Origin of the sequence: Dapis brunnea BLCC-M229, from assembly GCF_050015995.1 — a bacterium.
Classification (GTDB): Bacteria; Cyanobacteriota; Cyanobacteriia; order Cyanobacteriales; family Microcoleaceae; genus Trichodesmium.
The window spans coordinates 1-15,232 of the sequence record NZ_JBNHEP010000297.1; the positions used below are offsets into that span (position 1 = coordinate 1).

Sequence of the window (15,232 nt, forward strand, 5' to 3'; positions counted from 1 at the left end):
CTAACGTATATGTCTAGTTGTGTCTATTTATTGGTATATGTACAGATTTATACGACCGGTAAAGCAAAGACGATATAGTGTGGACTTCTGGCAACATTCTGTTAAATTAGTATTGAGGAAGTAAAACAAATATTAACAATTGCAATAGATATGGTTGGTTAAGTCCATAAACCATGCTTGTCAAAAAAAGTTTCTGAAATGGAGGTAGAAAGTGACCAATAGAAACAATCACAGGTCAGAGTTGTTTGAAGAAAGTTCAGAAGGAGCCAATTTACTTTGGCAATATGTCCAATCTATGAGTCCAGATACGGTTTCCCACTTATCAAAACCAAATTCCCAAGAAGTTTTTCAGGTGATGGAGCGAAATATTGTTGGACTTTTAGGCAATCTACCCTCAGAACAATTTAATGTAAATGTAACAACTAGCAGAGAAAATTTAGGTAAATTATTAGCTTCAGCAATGCTCAGTGGCTATTTTATTAGAAATGCTGAACAGAGAATGACATTTGAAAATTCTTTGAAAATGGATAAAACATTTAGTAACGAGGGTTAATTTAGTCAAACTGTGATTATTCCCTTGGTTAATAAACTGGGGAATTTTTATTTCAAAAAGAAGAAAAAAGGCTTTAGTTATCTAGGAGAGAAGGAAGGAAAATAGTAAATTTTATTGCTCAATCAAATCAAGAACTTTATATAGCAATATGATTTGAGTTGTGAGATATTGGAGACTTTTAGGGAACAGGGAACACTTAGCTGGGAACAAGGAAAAGAGAAGAAGATAGCAGTTATCTTATTCATTAAGATAACTGCTATCTTCTATAATTTTAAGGAACACCTCAATTCTCACATCTGATTCCTGATTGCCATACAAAACTACAAGCACTTATAATCAATATTCCCTATTTGTAGTAAACATTTATCAAAGTGGTATAGCAATCCTAAATTAGTTGTGACAATTTTTATAATAGTTAATTTAAAATGAAAACTTTGAAATTCTGACTCCTGACTCCTGAGTTCTGATTCCTAACTGCCACCAAAATATTACAACTTAAATAGGATTACTATATTATTCAATCTATATAATTATTGAAAGTATTCAAACGGATATGATATTACCTCAGAAGTTAATTGGTGTTGCTGTCATCTGGAATGAAGCAGGAAAAATTTTAATTGATAAGCGAAAAACTGGAGGTGCTTTTGGTGGTTTATGGGAATTTCCTGGTGGTAAAAAAGAAGCTGGTGAAACAATAGAAGATTGTATTAAAAGGGAAGTTTTAGAGGAGTTAGGAATTGAGGTTGCAGTAGAAGAGCATTTAATTAGAATAGAGCATAATTATTCTGAAATTAGAGTCACGCTTCATGTATATCATTGTCGTTACTTGCGGGGAATACCAAAAACTATAGAATGTGATGAATTTAGGTGGGTTACATTAGATGAGATAGATAGATTTACTTTTCCGGAAGCAAACGAACAAATTATTACTGCTTTGAAGAAAACTTAAGGGAGAAGAAAGAAGAAAGAAGGAAGAGAAATAGTAAATTTTATTGCTCAATTAAATCAAGCACTTTATGCAAAAAACAACCACTTAAGCACCTATAGAACCCCTAAGCGTATGTTTTACATTTATTTTCTTTTCTACAACTTGAGCGACATAGATACCACTAGGTTCCGCCTTTTCCTTTCCTGGGGAATGCTCCGCTGTCTATGAAAAATGCGGGTGAAAAAATATCACAAGCATTACAAGAAAATGATGTGGATCTTGACACCTTTAACAGTATCGAGAAGGAAATTTTAAACTTTGATTTGCTGGAGAAGGATATTGAAAAAATCCACACAAAAATTGAACGAGATGGATATTCTGTTTTAGGAAGTCGTCTTATTCTTGATGACAAAAAAGACTTAATCGAAATTAAAACTTATAGCCAAAAAGGAGAAAACAGTTTTGTAAATACTGTAAGTGCTAAAGTTAAGCAAGTGAGCAATATTCCTCCTGAAATTCTCAATGAAATGAAGACTAAAGGTCGCGCTGAAATAAGTGTGGAATTTGATGATTGATTCGACTTTTATTTAATTAATCAAATCTGGTTAAACAATTGTCATTACCCAGGTGGGAAAGCAATTTCAAATTCATAGGACTTACGCAGATACCATATATATAGCGTTCAAAACTATAACGTTATAGTTTTTGAACTCTATAGATAGTACCTTTGCGTAAGTCCTGATTCATAGAGATTGCTTCCTTCCACTCCGTTCCAGTCGCAATGACAAATTTAGTGAATAACTACCCGGATATGATATAAAAGCCATTTGGTATCTTTGCCCACGTAAAAATTTTTGAGTTACGAGTCCGAAGTGCAATAGAGGTAATACAGGGAAAAGATTGAAAAATGCTCCTTTACTCCCATGCTCCCTTACTTTTAAGATTAGAATCGGATTTTTCCCATCATCAAATCTTTCCATCTATCCTCAAGAGAAAATCACAAACATTTTCATTTTATGAAGCTCCTGAAAAAAAATCAGCGTCTCAAATGATTTTCCCCTCCATCCTCACAATTTTTATGATATCATAAATATTAAATTGGCTAATTTGTCTATAAATATGACTTTTTATTCAACTTAATTTCCTTGCTCAAAGACAATTAAGTATTCAAGAATTTTGCTTACAAGCAATACTAATACCACAAACATTTTCATTTTATGAATCTCTATTAAATGTTAGTTTTCCCTACCAAACCTTTCCATCTATCCTCAAGAGAAAACCACAAACATTTTCATTTTATGAAGCTCCTGAAAAAAAATCGGCGCCTCAAATGATTTTCCCCTCCATCCTCACAATTTTTGTGATCTAATAAAGATTAAGTGGGTTAGTTTGTCTATGTGCATGATTTTTTATTCAACCAAAAATAGTGTAGTTTAGATAGCGAATGTTTTAGAAAGGAAAATCAAGGTCAAAGATACCAAGTGGTTTATATAGCAAAGAAAGAATTGGTTAGGACATAGACTTATGATGAATCTTAGACTAGGAAATGTTTTTCCAACTACTCCCTACTCCCTACTCCCTCTTTTACCTATAAACAGGCAGAGTAAAATGAAAACAACTACCATTATTAGGACTAGAATCTACCCATATTTTACCATAGTGAGATAAAATAATTCGGCGACACAAAGCCAAACCAATACCATAACCCTCCTTTGACTCATCACGTTTTAGTCGGAAAGAATCTTCAAAAATCCGATTACGATTTTCCTTCGGTATACCAGGTCCACTATCACAAACCGTCACTTGCACCTTTTGAGTTGTGCGATCAAGGATGATAATCTGAATCTCACCCTCTTTGGGAGTATACTTAATCGCATTATCAAGCAAATTAACCACTACCTGACGTATCCTTTCTCTGTCAGCATAAACCAACGGTAAATCATTAGGAATATCTGTTTTTAACTGCAATTTTTTGAACTTCAGTCGGTCTCTAAACTGCATTTTCACCTCAGAACATAATGCTCCTACATCTAATTTTTCAGGTTGAATTTGCAACTTGGTACTTTTCCCTCTGGGTCTCTCTAGAATATCCGTAATCATTCTGTCGATCGCGCGCACTTGGTAACGCGCTTGCTTGATCAACCGTTCTACAAGAGTTGGAGAACTTTTACCAGACTCACTCTTCGCCATTTTTTGAGTAGACTCTAAAGTTTCTAAAGCTAATGAAACTGCTGTCAGTGGGTTCCGTAAGTCATGAGCTAACATAGCAATGATGCGGTCTTTAAACTTTAGTTGAGCTTGCAATTGTTCTTTTTCCCGCTTGAGGCGAAAAATTTCGTCTGACATTTGCATTAACTCAGCAGCACAATTAATTGAACTAGCAGATAATTTTTCACTAACAGCTTGTTGTGATTCACATTGGGAATTATCATCACACCTAGATTCTGCTAAAGAACGTTGCCAACGAGGCCACCAATATTCCAACTTCGCCACTAAATTTGTGCCCGTGAGAGTTTGTCTTGGTTCAGGATGAATTTTTAGTAGAGCAGGAGTAGCAATCAACTTGAAATGTTCTGCCATGTAGGGTTGTTCTCCTACATCAATGACATTAAATTCAAATGGGTAATCTGTTTTTAAATTACTGAGGGACTTACGAATAGCTTGGATTTGTTCTTGAGAACCAGGACGTTTATTAATAAACAATAAAAGTTGTAAGAATCCGTCGTTATTAGATTTTTCTGAAGACACCTTTACGAAATCTCTAGGTAAGTGAGATGGACTATTAGTATCTTGTTGTCGCAGAGGAAGAGAATAATTAACCATCTAGAACTTTCCATATATATTCCCGCCTACCTAGATATTTGGCCTGACTGGACAAGCAGGGCGGGGTTTACCACTTACCATTCACAAATTAGTTTTAGAATTATCGGCCATCAACAGAAAGTTTGTTTCTGAGATAATTTAATCTCTATGATAATTTAATATCTATTTTATATTTTATATTCTGACACTAATACTGTAAATTCACTTTCTTAACTGTATTAAGATTATCCAATAGTCACTTGACATAATTTATATTTTATAGTAATGAAAAAAATAACCCTTGCAAGTAGTTATGATGACTCAAGTAAGAGATAAATTTCTGGTAAGTTGTATACTGCAAGCTTTAAATTTAGGTAAGTGATGTTGGTTAGCAGGCAAAAAAATCAGTTCCTCAAGATGCTGTTCGTGGTAGCGATCGCCTTTTTTGTAGTTTGTCTATTATTTAACCTGCATCGTTATTATAGTTTTTACGCCTCTTACGACCAAGGTATATTTAACCAAGTCTTTTGGAATAGTATGCATGGTCGTTTTTTTCAAAGTTCTCTCTCTTCTGCTCTCTCCACAAATGTTGTTCACCAAGGCCAAGTCTCAGAAGTATACTATCACCGCTTAGGCCAACATTTTACTCCTGCACTTTTGTTGTGGTTGCCAATATATGCCCTATTTCCATCTCCTATTACTCTAACAGTCTTACAAGTCACATTAGTAACTGCTGCGGGTTTAGTTTTATACATTCTAGCTAGACAGCATCTCCAACCACAGTTATCAGCCATGATTAGCGTTAGTTTTTATGGAGCTAACGCAGTAATCGGCCCCACTCTAGCAAATTTCCATGATATTTGTCAAATACCTCTGTTTGTATTTAGTTTACTACTGGCAATGGAAAAACGCTGGTGGCCTCTATTTTGGATTTTAGCAGTATTAATTTTAGCTGTTAGAGAAGATGCAGGAGTAGTATTATTTGGAGTTGGGTTCTACCTAATCTTGAGTAAACGCTATCCCAAAATAGGTTTAGCTGTCTGTACTCTCAGTTTTGCCTACATGGTAGCTCTGACAAATCTAATTATGCCTATATTTTCCGAAGACATTTCCCAGAGATTTATGATGGAAAGATTCGGTCAATATGCAGAAGGAGAGGAAGCTTCAACTCTGGAAATTATTTGGGGTATGGTTAGTAACCCTTGGCGGTTAATAGGGGAAATTTTTACTCCATTTTTTGGCACTATCAAATATTTATTAGGTCAATGGTTGCCTTTAGCATTTGTGCCTGCTGTTGCTCCTGCTTCTTGGATGATAGCAGGATTTCCTTTGCTGAAATTATTTTCTGCTCAGGGTTTGTCTGTACTATCAATTACAATTCGCTACGCGATGACAGTAGTGCCTGGATTATTTTATGGTGCAATTTTATGGTGGGGAAAGAGAGAATCAGAAGTTGAAGACTCACCACTGCCATCACGAAATTTTCGCCGTTTCTGGGTAGTTTGTATTTGCTTGTCACTATTTTTTACATTTACATCTAATCCTAATCGCACCTTCTATTTTTTAGTACCAGACTCAGTACAACCTTGGGTTTATGTTCCCGCACACCAACAATGGCAGCACGTTAGTAAAATGCGACCATTGTTAGAGAAAATTCCTAATGATGCTAGCGTGGCAGCAACAACTTATATCATTCCACATTTATCAAGTCGTCGAGCAATTTTGCGGTTTCCCAGAATGCAATTTAGAAATGATGCTAGAGAGGTGGAAAAAGTAGAATATATTATTGTTGACTTGTGGCGGTTGAATAGGTATCGGATAGCATTTAAGAGCGATCGGCAACGACTGGAAAAAATAATGCCTCGAATTGAGGAGCTTTATAATTCTGGTGAATATGGAATTACTGATTTTGCAGATGGTGTGGTTTTGATGGAAAAAGGAGTAGTTTCTGATTTAGATAGTGTTGATGGATGGAAAAATTTTCGTCTGTAGGGGCGGGTTTAACCAAAAATCTTGTTATAACTGATTGATTTCTCTAAACCCGCCCCGCTTTTATCGTATATCTTTTATCTTTGGAGGTGGTGGCGTGGGGGCGGGTTTACCTAATTTAATATTACTCCCGATAAATTTCTTGTGAAACCCGCCCCTACATCATCAAAATTAATCATATTGATTTCCCCTCATAGAGTAAAGCAGTAAAAAAATTGTATGGTCTGGTTTCACCAGAAACTTTGGTACATGAGCAATTATTTATCAAAACTTACCCCGCGCCGGGTGGTGCATAATATTGCCAGGGGGCGGGTTTATCTAAATTAGTGTTACTCCCGATAAATTTCTTGTGAAACCAGCCCCTACGTCATATAGCGATCGCTTATTCAAGCTTCAGGATAGAGGAGCAAGGAAAATTAAATTTTAAATTTGCGGGATGGAGCGTTCGCGAACGACTGGAAAAAAAACGGTACGAATTTTCCCATGAATAAGGAGTCAGGAGTCAGGAGACAGGAGTCAGAATGAAAGTCTCTCCAGTAGGGTGTGTTAGCGGAGCGTAACGCACCGAGATATTTGAGAGAGCTATAAACTACTGAACGGTGCGTTATAATCAGCGATCGCAATATTCGCCCCCTTGATTTTTTGATTGGTAATAGATGTATAGATGTTATACTTTAGTTTTGGAAGAAATGCGATTGCGTAATTTCACTTAATTAATGAAGATTTGGTAAAGTTGGCGAAATGCTCTTGACACTAGGGGGGGGGGAGAAGAATAGGATATATTCATGACGAGAAACACACAAACGAAAATAAGATACATGAATAAAAACATCATCTCAAGACTAAGAAATTGGGCTAGCACTAGCGCAGCCCTACTGGCTTCAGCCTCCATCGTTTTCGCACCGCCTGCTGCCGAAGCTTTTACATTAATTAAAAATGACGACGGAGCAGTCGTTGAAATATTGGATTTAGAGGTTAGTGGAGAGTTATTTGATGTGGAATTCCGACACGATTCATACGATAATATATACAATGGGACATTTGACTTCGAGACAATAGAATCAGCTACTGAGGCAGCCGAGGCCATAGCAGAGGCCCTGGGCGACACGGAATTTACCATGCTGAATTCTAGAGTGGGCGACACGGAATTTTTTAGAGAAAGAAGTGACTCATTCTTGATACCCTTTAATCTACAAAAAATAACACCTACCTTTACCATTGTGGAGTCTGTCTCGGACTCGTATGCGACCCGCGCTACGGACGTGGTCAGCCAATTGGGAGTCGTCAGCTTCGTTCGATACCAACTCAATCCTTATGCCAAGTTCGAGCGCCTCGAGGAAGCTCCTTTGACAGAGGTACCCGAACCTTCCCTAATTTTTGGTTTTATCACACTTAGCGGTTTAATGCTAGGCAGCAAAAGAAAGGGCAAAGGTTAAAAACAAGAAGAGAGGGAAGTTTAGGCTTCTCTTTTTTTCTCAACGATACCTGGCACGGGGAGAAGTCAGAAGTGTTCCTGCGGGGAGAAGTCAGAAGTTTGAATTCAGAAGTCAGAAGTATTCCTTTACTTGGCAGGTGGCAACTGATAACTGATAACTGTTAACTGTCAACTGAAAAGACATGGGCAGACCAAAAAGAGAATTCAAAGCAGGATATTTGTATCACATTACAACTCGGTGCGTTAAACTAAGCCAGGTAAGTTACCCCACCCGACTCGTCTTCAGAACCGTGCGTGAGACTTTTACCTCACACGGCTCCTCTCCTAAACGTCCCTTGTCATGGGTACATCCTGCATCAGGGTTAACATATCGTCAATCCATATATAATTTTCGGGTAAGTCCCGTGGCTTAAATTTTGGATATGCCTTTTTGTCCGATGCAGTTTTACTGTCGTGGCAATGTCGGTGCAACAATTGTTTATTTTTGTATAAGTTGTCACCACCCTTAGACCTTGGTTTTATATGGTCAACTTCTATGAGGTCAGTTGGTCTAAAGGTTAGTCCACAAGATGCGCATTTATTCTTTTGCCGTTTTAACAGCGTTGTGACTTCTTTCCTTACGCCTGGATGTTTGCCGATTCTGCTACTCCAATAAGTCCATTCACCGTCATAGGGTGTTTTATTACCTTTAACTTTGATATACCGTTTTATAGGAACATCTGAGTGTTGGTTTAGTATATATTCGCCATCGTTTAGAATCCAGTTCCTGGTTCCAATTTTGGGGAAATACTTTTCTTTTACCCAGGTGTTAGACTTGTTTGAATGCCTTCTACTTGTCCACCGTAGTAGTCTTTTCCATAGGAGATTGTCCAATTTGCTGAATGTCTCTTTGCTGACTACGGATGAAAAGTAGTTAGCCCATCCTCTTATTATTGGGTTTAGTTTGGCTATTAAAGCTTTGACTGGTGCGGATTTGTTGGAATCACATATATCCGCCAGTTTCCGATAATGAGTTCTGATACTCTTGGAGGATGGTTTAATCAGCGTTTTAAATCCTTGTTTGGCTGACTTTACCTTCCATTGCCTGATTGTGAATCCTAAGAAGTCAAATCCGGGTTTGTTTCCTTCATATTCTTCTAAGGTATGAGCAACTTTGGTTTTTTCTGGTTTTAGTTCTAATCCTACTTGGTTTAGCCATTCCTGAATCACGAATTTTGCTTGTAGCACTACTTTGATGTCTTTGTGTAGGATAACAAAGTCATGACTCATAGCGTATTAGGGTTAATGCCTGTTTGTTATTGCGTTTACGTCCCGGTAGGGTTTCGGCGAAACTATTTAGACATTCTTCCATACCGTGCAGGGCGATGTTAGCTAGTAGGGGACTAATTACCCCTCCCTGTGGTGTACCTTCCACAGTGTCTAGGAATTGTCTATTGTCAAATACTCCCGACTTTAACCATTGTTTGATTAACCGTCTGTATGGTGTTTGACCGATCTTTCCTAATAGCGGATTAAGCTTATTGTTTCTCTTTTTTGGCTTTTTGACCTGCCTTTTATTCTTAGCGTTTCCGCATATTGCTTAATCCGTTCTTCCATCCCATGCAGGGCTATATTTGCCAGTAGGGGTGATATTGTTCCTCCTTGTGGTGTACCCTCATTGGTAGGAAGAAAGGCTTCCTGGTCAATTACTCCTGCTTTGAGCCATGATTTTAGTTGTCGGCTCAGGGTAGGGTATGTGTTGACTTTTTTGAGCAGGGCTTTGTGGTTGATACAGTCGAAACATTTTGATATGTCCGCATCAAGCACATATTTGGCTTTTTGTCTGATGCTAAGGAAGATTGCTCCGATGGCATCGTGACATGAGCGTCCTGGTCTAAAACCGTAACTGTTTGGCTCAAAGAGTGCCTCCCATTCTGGTTCTAACGCTTGTTTAACTAGCGTTTGCAAAGCACGGTCTCTCATTGTTGGAATTCCTAGCGGTCTCTTTTCTTCACTGTTGGCCTTTGGAATCATAACCCGCCGTGTAGGTTTAGACTTCCCAGTTATTTTCAACCCTTTAGCCAAGATGAGACGTTGCTTTGGGCTCAGCGATTTCACGCCGTCCACACCTGCCGTCTTCTTACCCTGGTTATCTTGGGTAACAATTCTTACCGCTAGAACTTTTGCAGACCAAGACCTAATCAAGGTTTTCTGAAGCTTGCGTACTGCTTTGACATCGCCACGTTCACTCGCTTGAAATATTCTTTTTTGCAACTTAAAGGTCAATCTTTCGGCTTGGCGCCAATTGATGTCCTTCCATTCCTTGATCAGATTATTCTGTGTATTAGACATATTCGTTGTTTTTTCTGACTATTTCTTTGGAGTTCCCGTGAGTACGTCAGCTTATCTATTTCATTACAAAATAGCGTTTGCTTCTTACTCAATCCTGCCCCTAAATATCATGCGGTTAGCTCCTACTAGACATCGACCAGTTCCAGGGATATATAGGGGGTTACTTCGTTCCGATTACACATTGTCTTGAATCCTTAACGTGGCACTATCCACCGGGTTTATTGAGCAGTGCTTACAAGTCATTTAAGAAAACGCTTGTGCCCTATCCTTGCCTTTTGGCTTGGCCTTAAACAGTCGTTGTGGCCATCACACTTATCGATGGTTCAAATGTACCTTAGCTTTCGCTACGCATAGATTCCTGCTCAACAGTCACCAGATTCGACTACCAGTGGTCTGCCTTTTATCCCCGCTTTACCATAAAAGTCGCTAATCTTCAATGGTAGGGGATATGCTTTCACCTCTGCACCTGAGGGAGGGACTTGCACCCTAAATGTAATCAGTTCTGACAACAAATGAGCTGTAGTTACCTTCCCATAAGCTTTTCAACCTATTTTCGGTAAAACGAATCGCACTCTTTTTAGTGTTTTAGCTTTATTCATCGCTAATAATTACCTTACATTACGTCTAACAGTGGGTACGTCTGCCTGATGGCTTCTTACCCAATCCTACTCTTCCTAAGACCTGCAACATGAGTGCAGATTGACCTTGAATGGCTTCCTAAGTTCTCGACCTATACTCTTAGGTGTCTTAGAGAGGTTTCCTCGTTCCCTTATTCCTTTTTATGGCTGATTTAGTGGGGTAAAGTCTCCCGGAGGGTTCGGTATGGTTGCTGATAATCTCCAAGCAATAAGGTTATCCATTGACCCCCTGACTTTCGTCCTACATCCCATAGCTACCTTAGGAATGGCTCGAGTTTACGAGAGTTTAATTACCTTCCTGTTCGTCCACTTGTCAGCCTTTGCTAGAAGTCTCACTTATTTGATAGTTAAAGCTTTGACCCCGTTTAGACCAGCTTCGGGGATTGATGTTCAGTCGCTACCCCGTGGCCTATGCTGTCAACCCAACAACAGGGCAGATGGAATTTCACCACCAAGAATATAAGAGTTTTCACAGCTCGAAGTTATTAGCTTCATGTATTGACCTGGAAGGCCAGATATACTTGCTTTTCAGCCGTTTTGACTAGCCAACGAGTCGCACAATAACAGAGATTTCAACCTTATTCGTAGGGAAACAAGAGAAATACTGCTGCATATCATCAAACAAGCACAAGAAAAATACCCATTCAAACTGTATGCCTTGTGCATCATGCGTATGGCACGTCCATTACCTGATGGAAGCAGAAAACCCCGATGATATACCGAAAATCATGCACTGGATAAATTGGTACTCTGCCATGTCTTTCAATGCCCTTCTTAACCGCAAAGGCCACTTTTGGGAACAACGATATACCTGCCACGGGTTCCCAAACTCCGACAAAGAAAGAGCATTAAACACCATCCGTTATATCCATGCCAACCCCAAAGCAGCAGGGATGAGAGAAGGCTTTTTCTATGATTTCAGTAACTATGGCACTTATGAACAACTAACCACAGATGGTATTACTCAATGGCATCCAGCTTTCTTTGAATTAGGTACATCATTAGAAGAATGCGCTGACAAATACAAAGGTTTCTGTCGGCGTTACAAACCCAGGAAAAAAGGACCCAAGAAAAGCAACTGGGGTAAAAGAATATTGAGAGGAATATTGAGCAAAGTTCCCAAAACAAAAGTATCCCCCGGACAAATTCCGTTACCATTTTTGATAGAAAAAATTGTCTTTATAGAAATTCCAGCTATTGCACAGACAGCGATAAATTTTATCAAAGCGAACCGTTTTCCCAATTATTCTGTAGGTTTGTAGGGGCGGTTTTTTTCAGTTATCAGTTATTAGTGTTTTGCGTTTGACCTATTATTCTTTAGTAGCGGCGGGTTCAGCCAAAAACATTAATATCTGCCGTTAGTTAAATAAACCCGCCCCGCGCCTGGTATTGCATGGTATCGCCAGGGGGCGGGTTCATCTAATTTTGTTGAATTCCCATTAACTTAACGCGGAACCCGCTCCTAACTCATTTGTCCATATCGAAAATCGATAAGCGATCGCAGTCTTTGTCATAAACCATGCCATTATGAATCTAGATTCAATTTAGATTTCAATATCGCTTCAATTTCTTCATAAGGCATATTCTGAGGATAGGGGAAAACTTGAACATTAGGGTTTCTGCGATTAATAAATAATTCTCGAATTGCTTCATCATCTGTCGGATGAGACAAGATATATTTTTTTAATTCGTTACGAGTCATTTTGGTAAAATCAGGTTTCGTCATTTTCGTTAAACTCCCAGATTCCATTTTCAAGAATAGTAATTTCTAAATTTTCTTCTCTACCAGCTATTATGAATATGTATTTATACAGAGAATCATATCTAAACATCCAAATTGGCTGTAGGAGATTGGAAAGCAGTTGACAGACAAAGATAACAGTATCTTTTTGTTTATCAGTCGGCAATAAATCATTCCTCGCTTTTTTGCTTTGTTTCTATTATTATAGAGTCTTAATGATAGGGAAAAATGGCCATAAGCTCCTACCCATTTGTTGGTATAAAAAAATGTTTCATCTTCAGCCAGAGCGCAAATCTTTCTAAATTCTCCTTCCTACTGACTCCTGACTACTGACTCCTGGAAAAAATATGATACAATCCACAAATATTTACAATTGTGGGTTAACAAAAATGTACACTAACACTTTTTTTAATTTTCCTGTTAATACGGTAATTGAATTGACATTACTTTTTGCTATTCTCTTGGGAGTAATTTTTAAAGATATGTTGGAGTATAAATTAACTCTCTGGTCTAGAAGCAAAAACTCTCAAACCAAAATAGATTATCAAACACCCAATATAATAACTGCTTATTTAGGGACGACTTTATTTGTATTTTTATGTGTAGCATCTAGTCTTTCTACATTTAATATTGTTGAATGGTTATCTATTGTTATGGGTGCAATAGTAGTATTTCCCACTGCTTTATTAATTTGGGTACAATTAGGCTCAATGTTTAAGTTAATGGTTGAAGAAGGAATAGAAGCTATTGATATTGAAAAAGAATATATGTCGGGAGAAAAAAAAGTTAAAGCAGGAGAAACAACTAATCAATAATTATATTATATTCGGATAATTAGTTATCTAATTCCTTCTTTGTAGTTGCGCTAAAGCGCTCCTATGTTGATTGACATATCTAAAATGGTGCGTTACGACAGATTGAATTATGCCTTTCACAGTCTACATTTTAGCCGTCTAATGCACCCTACTGGACTTCTCCCACTCCCCACACTCCCCACACTTCCCCTCTTACTCCTGACTTATGACTCCTGATTCTAGATAAATTAACTTGCCAAAAACAGGTCTTGGTGGTAAATTCTTGAGCTAAGGCTTTAATTAAAATTCTGCCCTTTAGGGTGAAGTTTGATCAAAGAGCTAAAAAACTAAGCAATGTCCAGCTAAACCTGCTTATCTAATCTAAACTCTGCCCTTAAGGACGAGGTTTAATAGTTTAACAGATTTCTGGCCAGGACACAATTTGGTGTTGTGAGGTAGTCATGGGTCTTTTAAGACATACTATTTTGACAAGTGGTTGCTTGTCAATGTTAATCACATTCGGAGCAATGTATCCCGCGATCGCTGCTCCTGAGAATGAGAAGGTTGCCCAACGGCAAAGAACTCGTGCTGGGGGAGCAAATCAAATCGAGGTTGTAGGCTATGTTAAGGGTATTATCGGTAATGTAGTTACAATTCTCATAGATGAAGAAGAAGAATTAGGCATTCCTGGAATTGCACCTAATGATGGTGAACCAACTTATGTAACAATTCCTGAAGAGGAACGTGGTCAACTACGAACTCTATATTTTTCCCCCAAGCATAACATAGAAATAGCAGGTTTAGTACCTGGAATGCGGGTCTATGCTGTTGTGGGTAAAGTGGACGACGAGCCCGAAAAGCCTTGTGGTTGTATTGACTTCTTTAAAGTTATCCCAGATTATAATTATGAACGGGTAGAAGTTCGATTGCCACAATATAACTTCCAGGGTCCTCCATCTTTAGAGTTCCCACCGCTTCAACCACCACCTCCTATTACACGACCTCCTGCACCACCACCTGTAAGAGGGCTGTGGTAATTGTCAGGAAAAATTCTATAATTAGTTGTATGATGCCACTAATTAGAAATAGTGGCATTATTTTTTGTATATTTTCTTTGACTTAAATCCATCAATCGGAGAATTTTTTTATACCTATAGCAATCCCCTGTATATTTGTGTATAAAAATCTTACCGCTTTTAGGCAACAGCGGTGCGACCCCGCGTCGGCGACAGACGCAAGGGAACGCGCACCAAGAGAGGGAACACTTAACTGGGAACAGGTGAGAGTTTCGGTTTTTTTATCTACTTTTTGATTACCCGCAACCTATGCGCGGATTGCTATATAGGACTTTCGCAGTAAAACGTATTTTCGTCATTGCGACCCACACGGAAACAATGTAAAATCCTAGTGTTTCCTACCTCATCCGTAAGTCCTGAGCTAATTTTAATATTTTAGTGATAGAACTGAGTTCCGAGACGCGCGTTTCATGTCGCGCAGCGAAAGCAAAACAAAAAACTTTCTCCTCTTTATACCTTCTTTCTTTTTCCTGTATTTACTCCTGACTCCTGAGTCAGGAGTCAAAACTCCTGACTCATTATTTATAACTATTCAACCGGACATGATTTTACTTGTCCAAAGAATATTTATCTTAACTTATGGCCAGTAATCAAAAACTCTACCTTGTTAATCTGAAGCTAGTATAGCTCAATTATTGGACTGACATAGCTAATTCAATTGAAGCACTAGGTTATGATAGGGGGAGATGATAGGATGGGGCAGTAGGGTGATAGGGTGACAAGACAATGGGGCAATAGGGTGATGGGATGATGGGACAATGGGGCAATGGCACGATACAGGGGTTCATTTCATCAAATAAATGTTGTAGCCTGATTAATTGAACGCTGAACCTCCCTACTAAATGTTGATATTATTAATTTCCAGGAGAACCTACCCCTACTATTGCAATATTTTAGATGTGTGGGTCTACTACAATAAAAAAATATATATTCAAATAAAAAATC

The 15,232-nt window shown here is 38.3% G+C and carries 14 protein-coding genes and 1 pseudogene; 9 read left to right on the forward strand and 6 right to left on the reverse strand.

Annotated elements, in window-relative coordinates; all coding sequences use genetic code 11:
• The first annotated feature begins 211 nt into the window (after positions 1-211).
• From ACP6PM_RS34335 to ACP6PM_RS34345, 3 genes are all read left to right on the forward strand, one after another.
• Positions 212-553 carry a DUF760 domain-containing protein gene (locus ACP6PM_RS34335; RefSeq protein WP_426591344.1) on the forward strand — a complete coding sequence of 114 codons (342 nt, stop codon included), beginning with the start codon at positions 212-214 and terminating at the stop codon, positions 551-553.
• A 553-nt stretch (positions 554-1,106) separates the two neighbouring features.
• Entirely contained in the window at positions 1,107-1,502 is a 396-nt protein-coding gene (mutT, locus tag ACP6PM_RS34340) for an 8-oxo-dGTP diphosphatase MutT (protein WP_426591346.1), read from the forward strand.
• Positions 1,503-1,705: 203 nt separating this feature from the next.
• Entirely contained in the window at positions 1,706-2,056 is a 351-nt protein-coding gene (locus ACP6PM_RS34345; RefSeq protein ID WP_426591347.1) for a hypothetical protein, read from the forward strand.
• Positions 2,057-3,065: 1,009 nt separating this feature from the next.
• Here the strand turns inward: ACP6PM_RS34345 and ACP6PM_RS34350 are convergent.
• A complete protein-coding gene (locus ACP6PM_RS34350; RefSeq protein WP_426591349.1) occupies positions 3,066-4,304 on the reverse strand; it encodes a histidine kinase in 1,239 nt (412 codons plus the stop codon).
• Between the two features lie 360 nt (positions 4,305-4,664).
• Here ACP6PM_RS34350 and ACP6PM_RS34355 point away from each other — a divergent pair, with 360 nt between their 5' ends.
• Together ACP6PM_RS34355 and ACP6PM_RS34360 are read left to right on the forward strand one after the other, a co-directional pair.
• Positions 4,665-6,275: a DUF2079 domain-containing protein gene (locus ACP6PM_RS34355; protein WP_426591351.1), complete on the forward strand. Its 1,611-nt coding sequence runs from the start codon at positions 4,665-4,667 to the stop codon at positions 6,273-6,275.
• An 815-nt stretch (positions 6,276-7,090) separates the two neighbouring features.
• The gene (locus ACP6PM_RS34360; RefSeq protein ID WP_426591353.1) at positions 7,091-7,708 is read left to right on the forward strand and encodes a PEP-CTERM sorting domain-containing protein; all 618 of its coding nucleotides are present in this window, start codon (positions 7,091-7,093) and stop codon (positions 7,706-7,708) included.
• Between the two features lie 323 nt (positions 7,709-8,031).
• Here ACP6PM_RS34360 and ACP6PM_RS34365 read toward each other — a convergent pair whose 3' ends face one another.
• The 3 genes and pseudogenes from ACP6PM_RS34365 to ACP6PM_RS34375 all read right to left on the reverse strand — a co-directional run.
• Positions 8,032-8,976 (reverse strand): group II intron reverse transcriptase, encoded by a 945-nt coding sequence (locus ACP6PM_RS34365; protein WP_426591355.1) that lies wholly within the window; start codon positions 8,974-8,976, stop codon positions 8,032-8,034.
• Positions 8,966-9,121 carry an RNA-dependent RNA polymerase family protein gene (locus ACP6PM_RS34370; protein WP_426591356.1) on the reverse strand — a complete coding sequence of 52 codons (156 nt, stop codon included), beginning with the start codon at positions 9,119-9,121 and terminating at the stop codon, positions 8,966-8,968. Before ACP6PM_RS34370 ends, ACP6PM_RS34365 begins: the two co-directional genes overlap by 11 nt.
• A gap of 89 nt (positions 9,122-9,210) precedes the next feature.
• Positions 9,211-10,038: pseudogene (locus ACP6PM_RS34375) on the reverse strand (reverse transcriptase N-terminal domain-containing protein); the annotation flags it as partial.
• 822 nt (positions 10,039-10,860) lie between these two features.
• On the opposite strand from ACP6PM_RS34375, the gene ACP6PM_RS34380 reads away from it, so the two are divergent.
• Positions 10,861-11,139: a hypothetical protein gene (locus tag ACP6PM_RS34380; RefSeq protein WP_426591357.1), complete on the forward strand. Its 279-nt coding sequence runs from the start codon at positions 10,861-10,863 to the stop codon at positions 11,137-11,139.
• A 190-nt stretch (positions 11,140-11,329) separates the two neighbouring features.
• A complete protein-coding gene (locus tag ACP6PM_RS34385; RefSeq protein ID WP_426591358.1) occupies positions 11,330-11,938 on the forward strand; it encodes a transposase in 609 nt (202 codons plus the stop codon).
• A gap of 263 nt (positions 11,939-12,201) precedes the next feature.
• Here the strand turns inward: ACP6PM_RS34385 and ACP6PM_RS34390 are convergent, their stop codons facing one another.
• Positions 12,202-12,402: a DUF6887 family protein gene (locus ACP6PM_RS34390; protein WP_426591359.1), complete on the reverse strand. Its 201-nt coding sequence runs from the start codon at positions 12,400-12,402 to the stop codon at positions 12,202-12,204.
• Entirely contained in the window at positions 12,389-12,583 is a 195-nt protein-coding gene (locus tag ACP6PM_RS34395) for a DUF6888 family protein (RefSeq protein ID WP_426591360.1), read from the reverse strand. The genes ACP6PM_RS34390 and ACP6PM_RS34395 overlap by 14 nt, the downstream gene beginning before the upstream one ends.
• A gap of 223 nt (positions 12,584-12,806) precedes the next feature.
• Here ACP6PM_RS34395 and ACP6PM_RS34400 point away from each other — a divergent pair, with 223 nt between their 5' ends.
• Together ACP6PM_RS34400 and ACP6PM_RS34405 are read left to right on the forward strand one after the other, a co-directional pair.
• The gene (locus ACP6PM_RS34400) at positions 12,807-13,232 is read left to right on the forward strand and encodes a hypothetical protein (protein ID WP_426591361.1); all 426 of its coding nucleotides are present in this window, start codon (positions 12,807-12,809) and stop codon (positions 13,230-13,232) included.
• Between the two features lie 440 nt (positions 13,233-13,672).
• Positions 13,673-14,248 carry a hypothetical protein gene (locus ACP6PM_RS34405; RefSeq protein WP_426591362.1) on the forward strand — a complete coding sequence of 192 codons (576 nt, stop codon included), beginning with the start codon at positions 13,673-13,675 and terminating at the stop codon, positions 14,246-14,248.
• Positions 14,249-15,232 lie beyond the last annotated feature (984 nt).

Excerpts from the sequence above, each read along its gene's own strand:
- mutT (WP_426591346.1), top strand. The coding sequence starts at position 1,107 with ATGATATTACCTCAGAAGTTAATTGGTGTTGCTGTCATCTGGAATGAA.
- ACP6PM_RS34345 (WP_426591347.1), top strand. The coding sequence starts at position 1,706 with ATGAAAAATGCGGGTGAAAAAATATCACAAGCATTACAAGAAAATGAT.
- ACP6PM_RS34350 (WP_426591349.1), bottom strand. The coding sequence starts at position 4,304 with ATGGTTAATTATTCTCTTCCTCTGCGACAACAAGATACTAATAGTCCA.
- ACP6PM_RS34355 (WP_426591351.1), top strand. The coding sequence starts at position 4,665 with ATGTTGGTTAGCAGGCAAAAAAATCAGTTCCTCAAGATGCTGTTCGTG.
- ACP6PM_RS34360 (WP_426591353.1), top strand. The coding sequence starts at position 7,091 with ATGAATAAAAACATCATCTCAAGACTAAGAAATTGGGCTAGCACTAGC.
- ACP6PM_RS34365 (WP_426591355.1), bottom strand. The coding sequence starts at position 8,976 with ATGAGTCATGACTTTGTTATCCTACACAAAGACATCAAAGTAGTGCTA.
- ACP6PM_RS34380 (WP_426591357.1), top strand. The coding sequence starts at position 10,861 with ATGGTTGCTGATAATCTCCAAGCAATAAGGTTATCCATTGACCCCCTG.
- ACP6PM_RS34385 (WP_426591358.1), top strand. The coding sequence starts at position 11,330 with ATGCCTTGTGCATCATGCGTATGGCACGTCCATTACCTGATGGAAGCA.
- ACP6PM_RS34390 (WP_426591359.1), bottom strand. The coding sequence starts at position 12,402 with ATGACGAAACCTGATTTTACCAAAATGACTCGTAACGAATTAAAAAAA.
- ACP6PM_RS34400 (WP_426591361.1), top strand. The coding sequence starts at position 12,807 with ATGTACACTAACACTTTTTTTAATTTTCCTGTTAATACGGTAATTGAA.
- ACP6PM_RS34405 (WP_426591362.1), top strand. The coding sequence starts at position 13,673 with ATGGGTCTTTTAAGACATACTATTTTGACAAGTGGTTGCTTGTCAATG.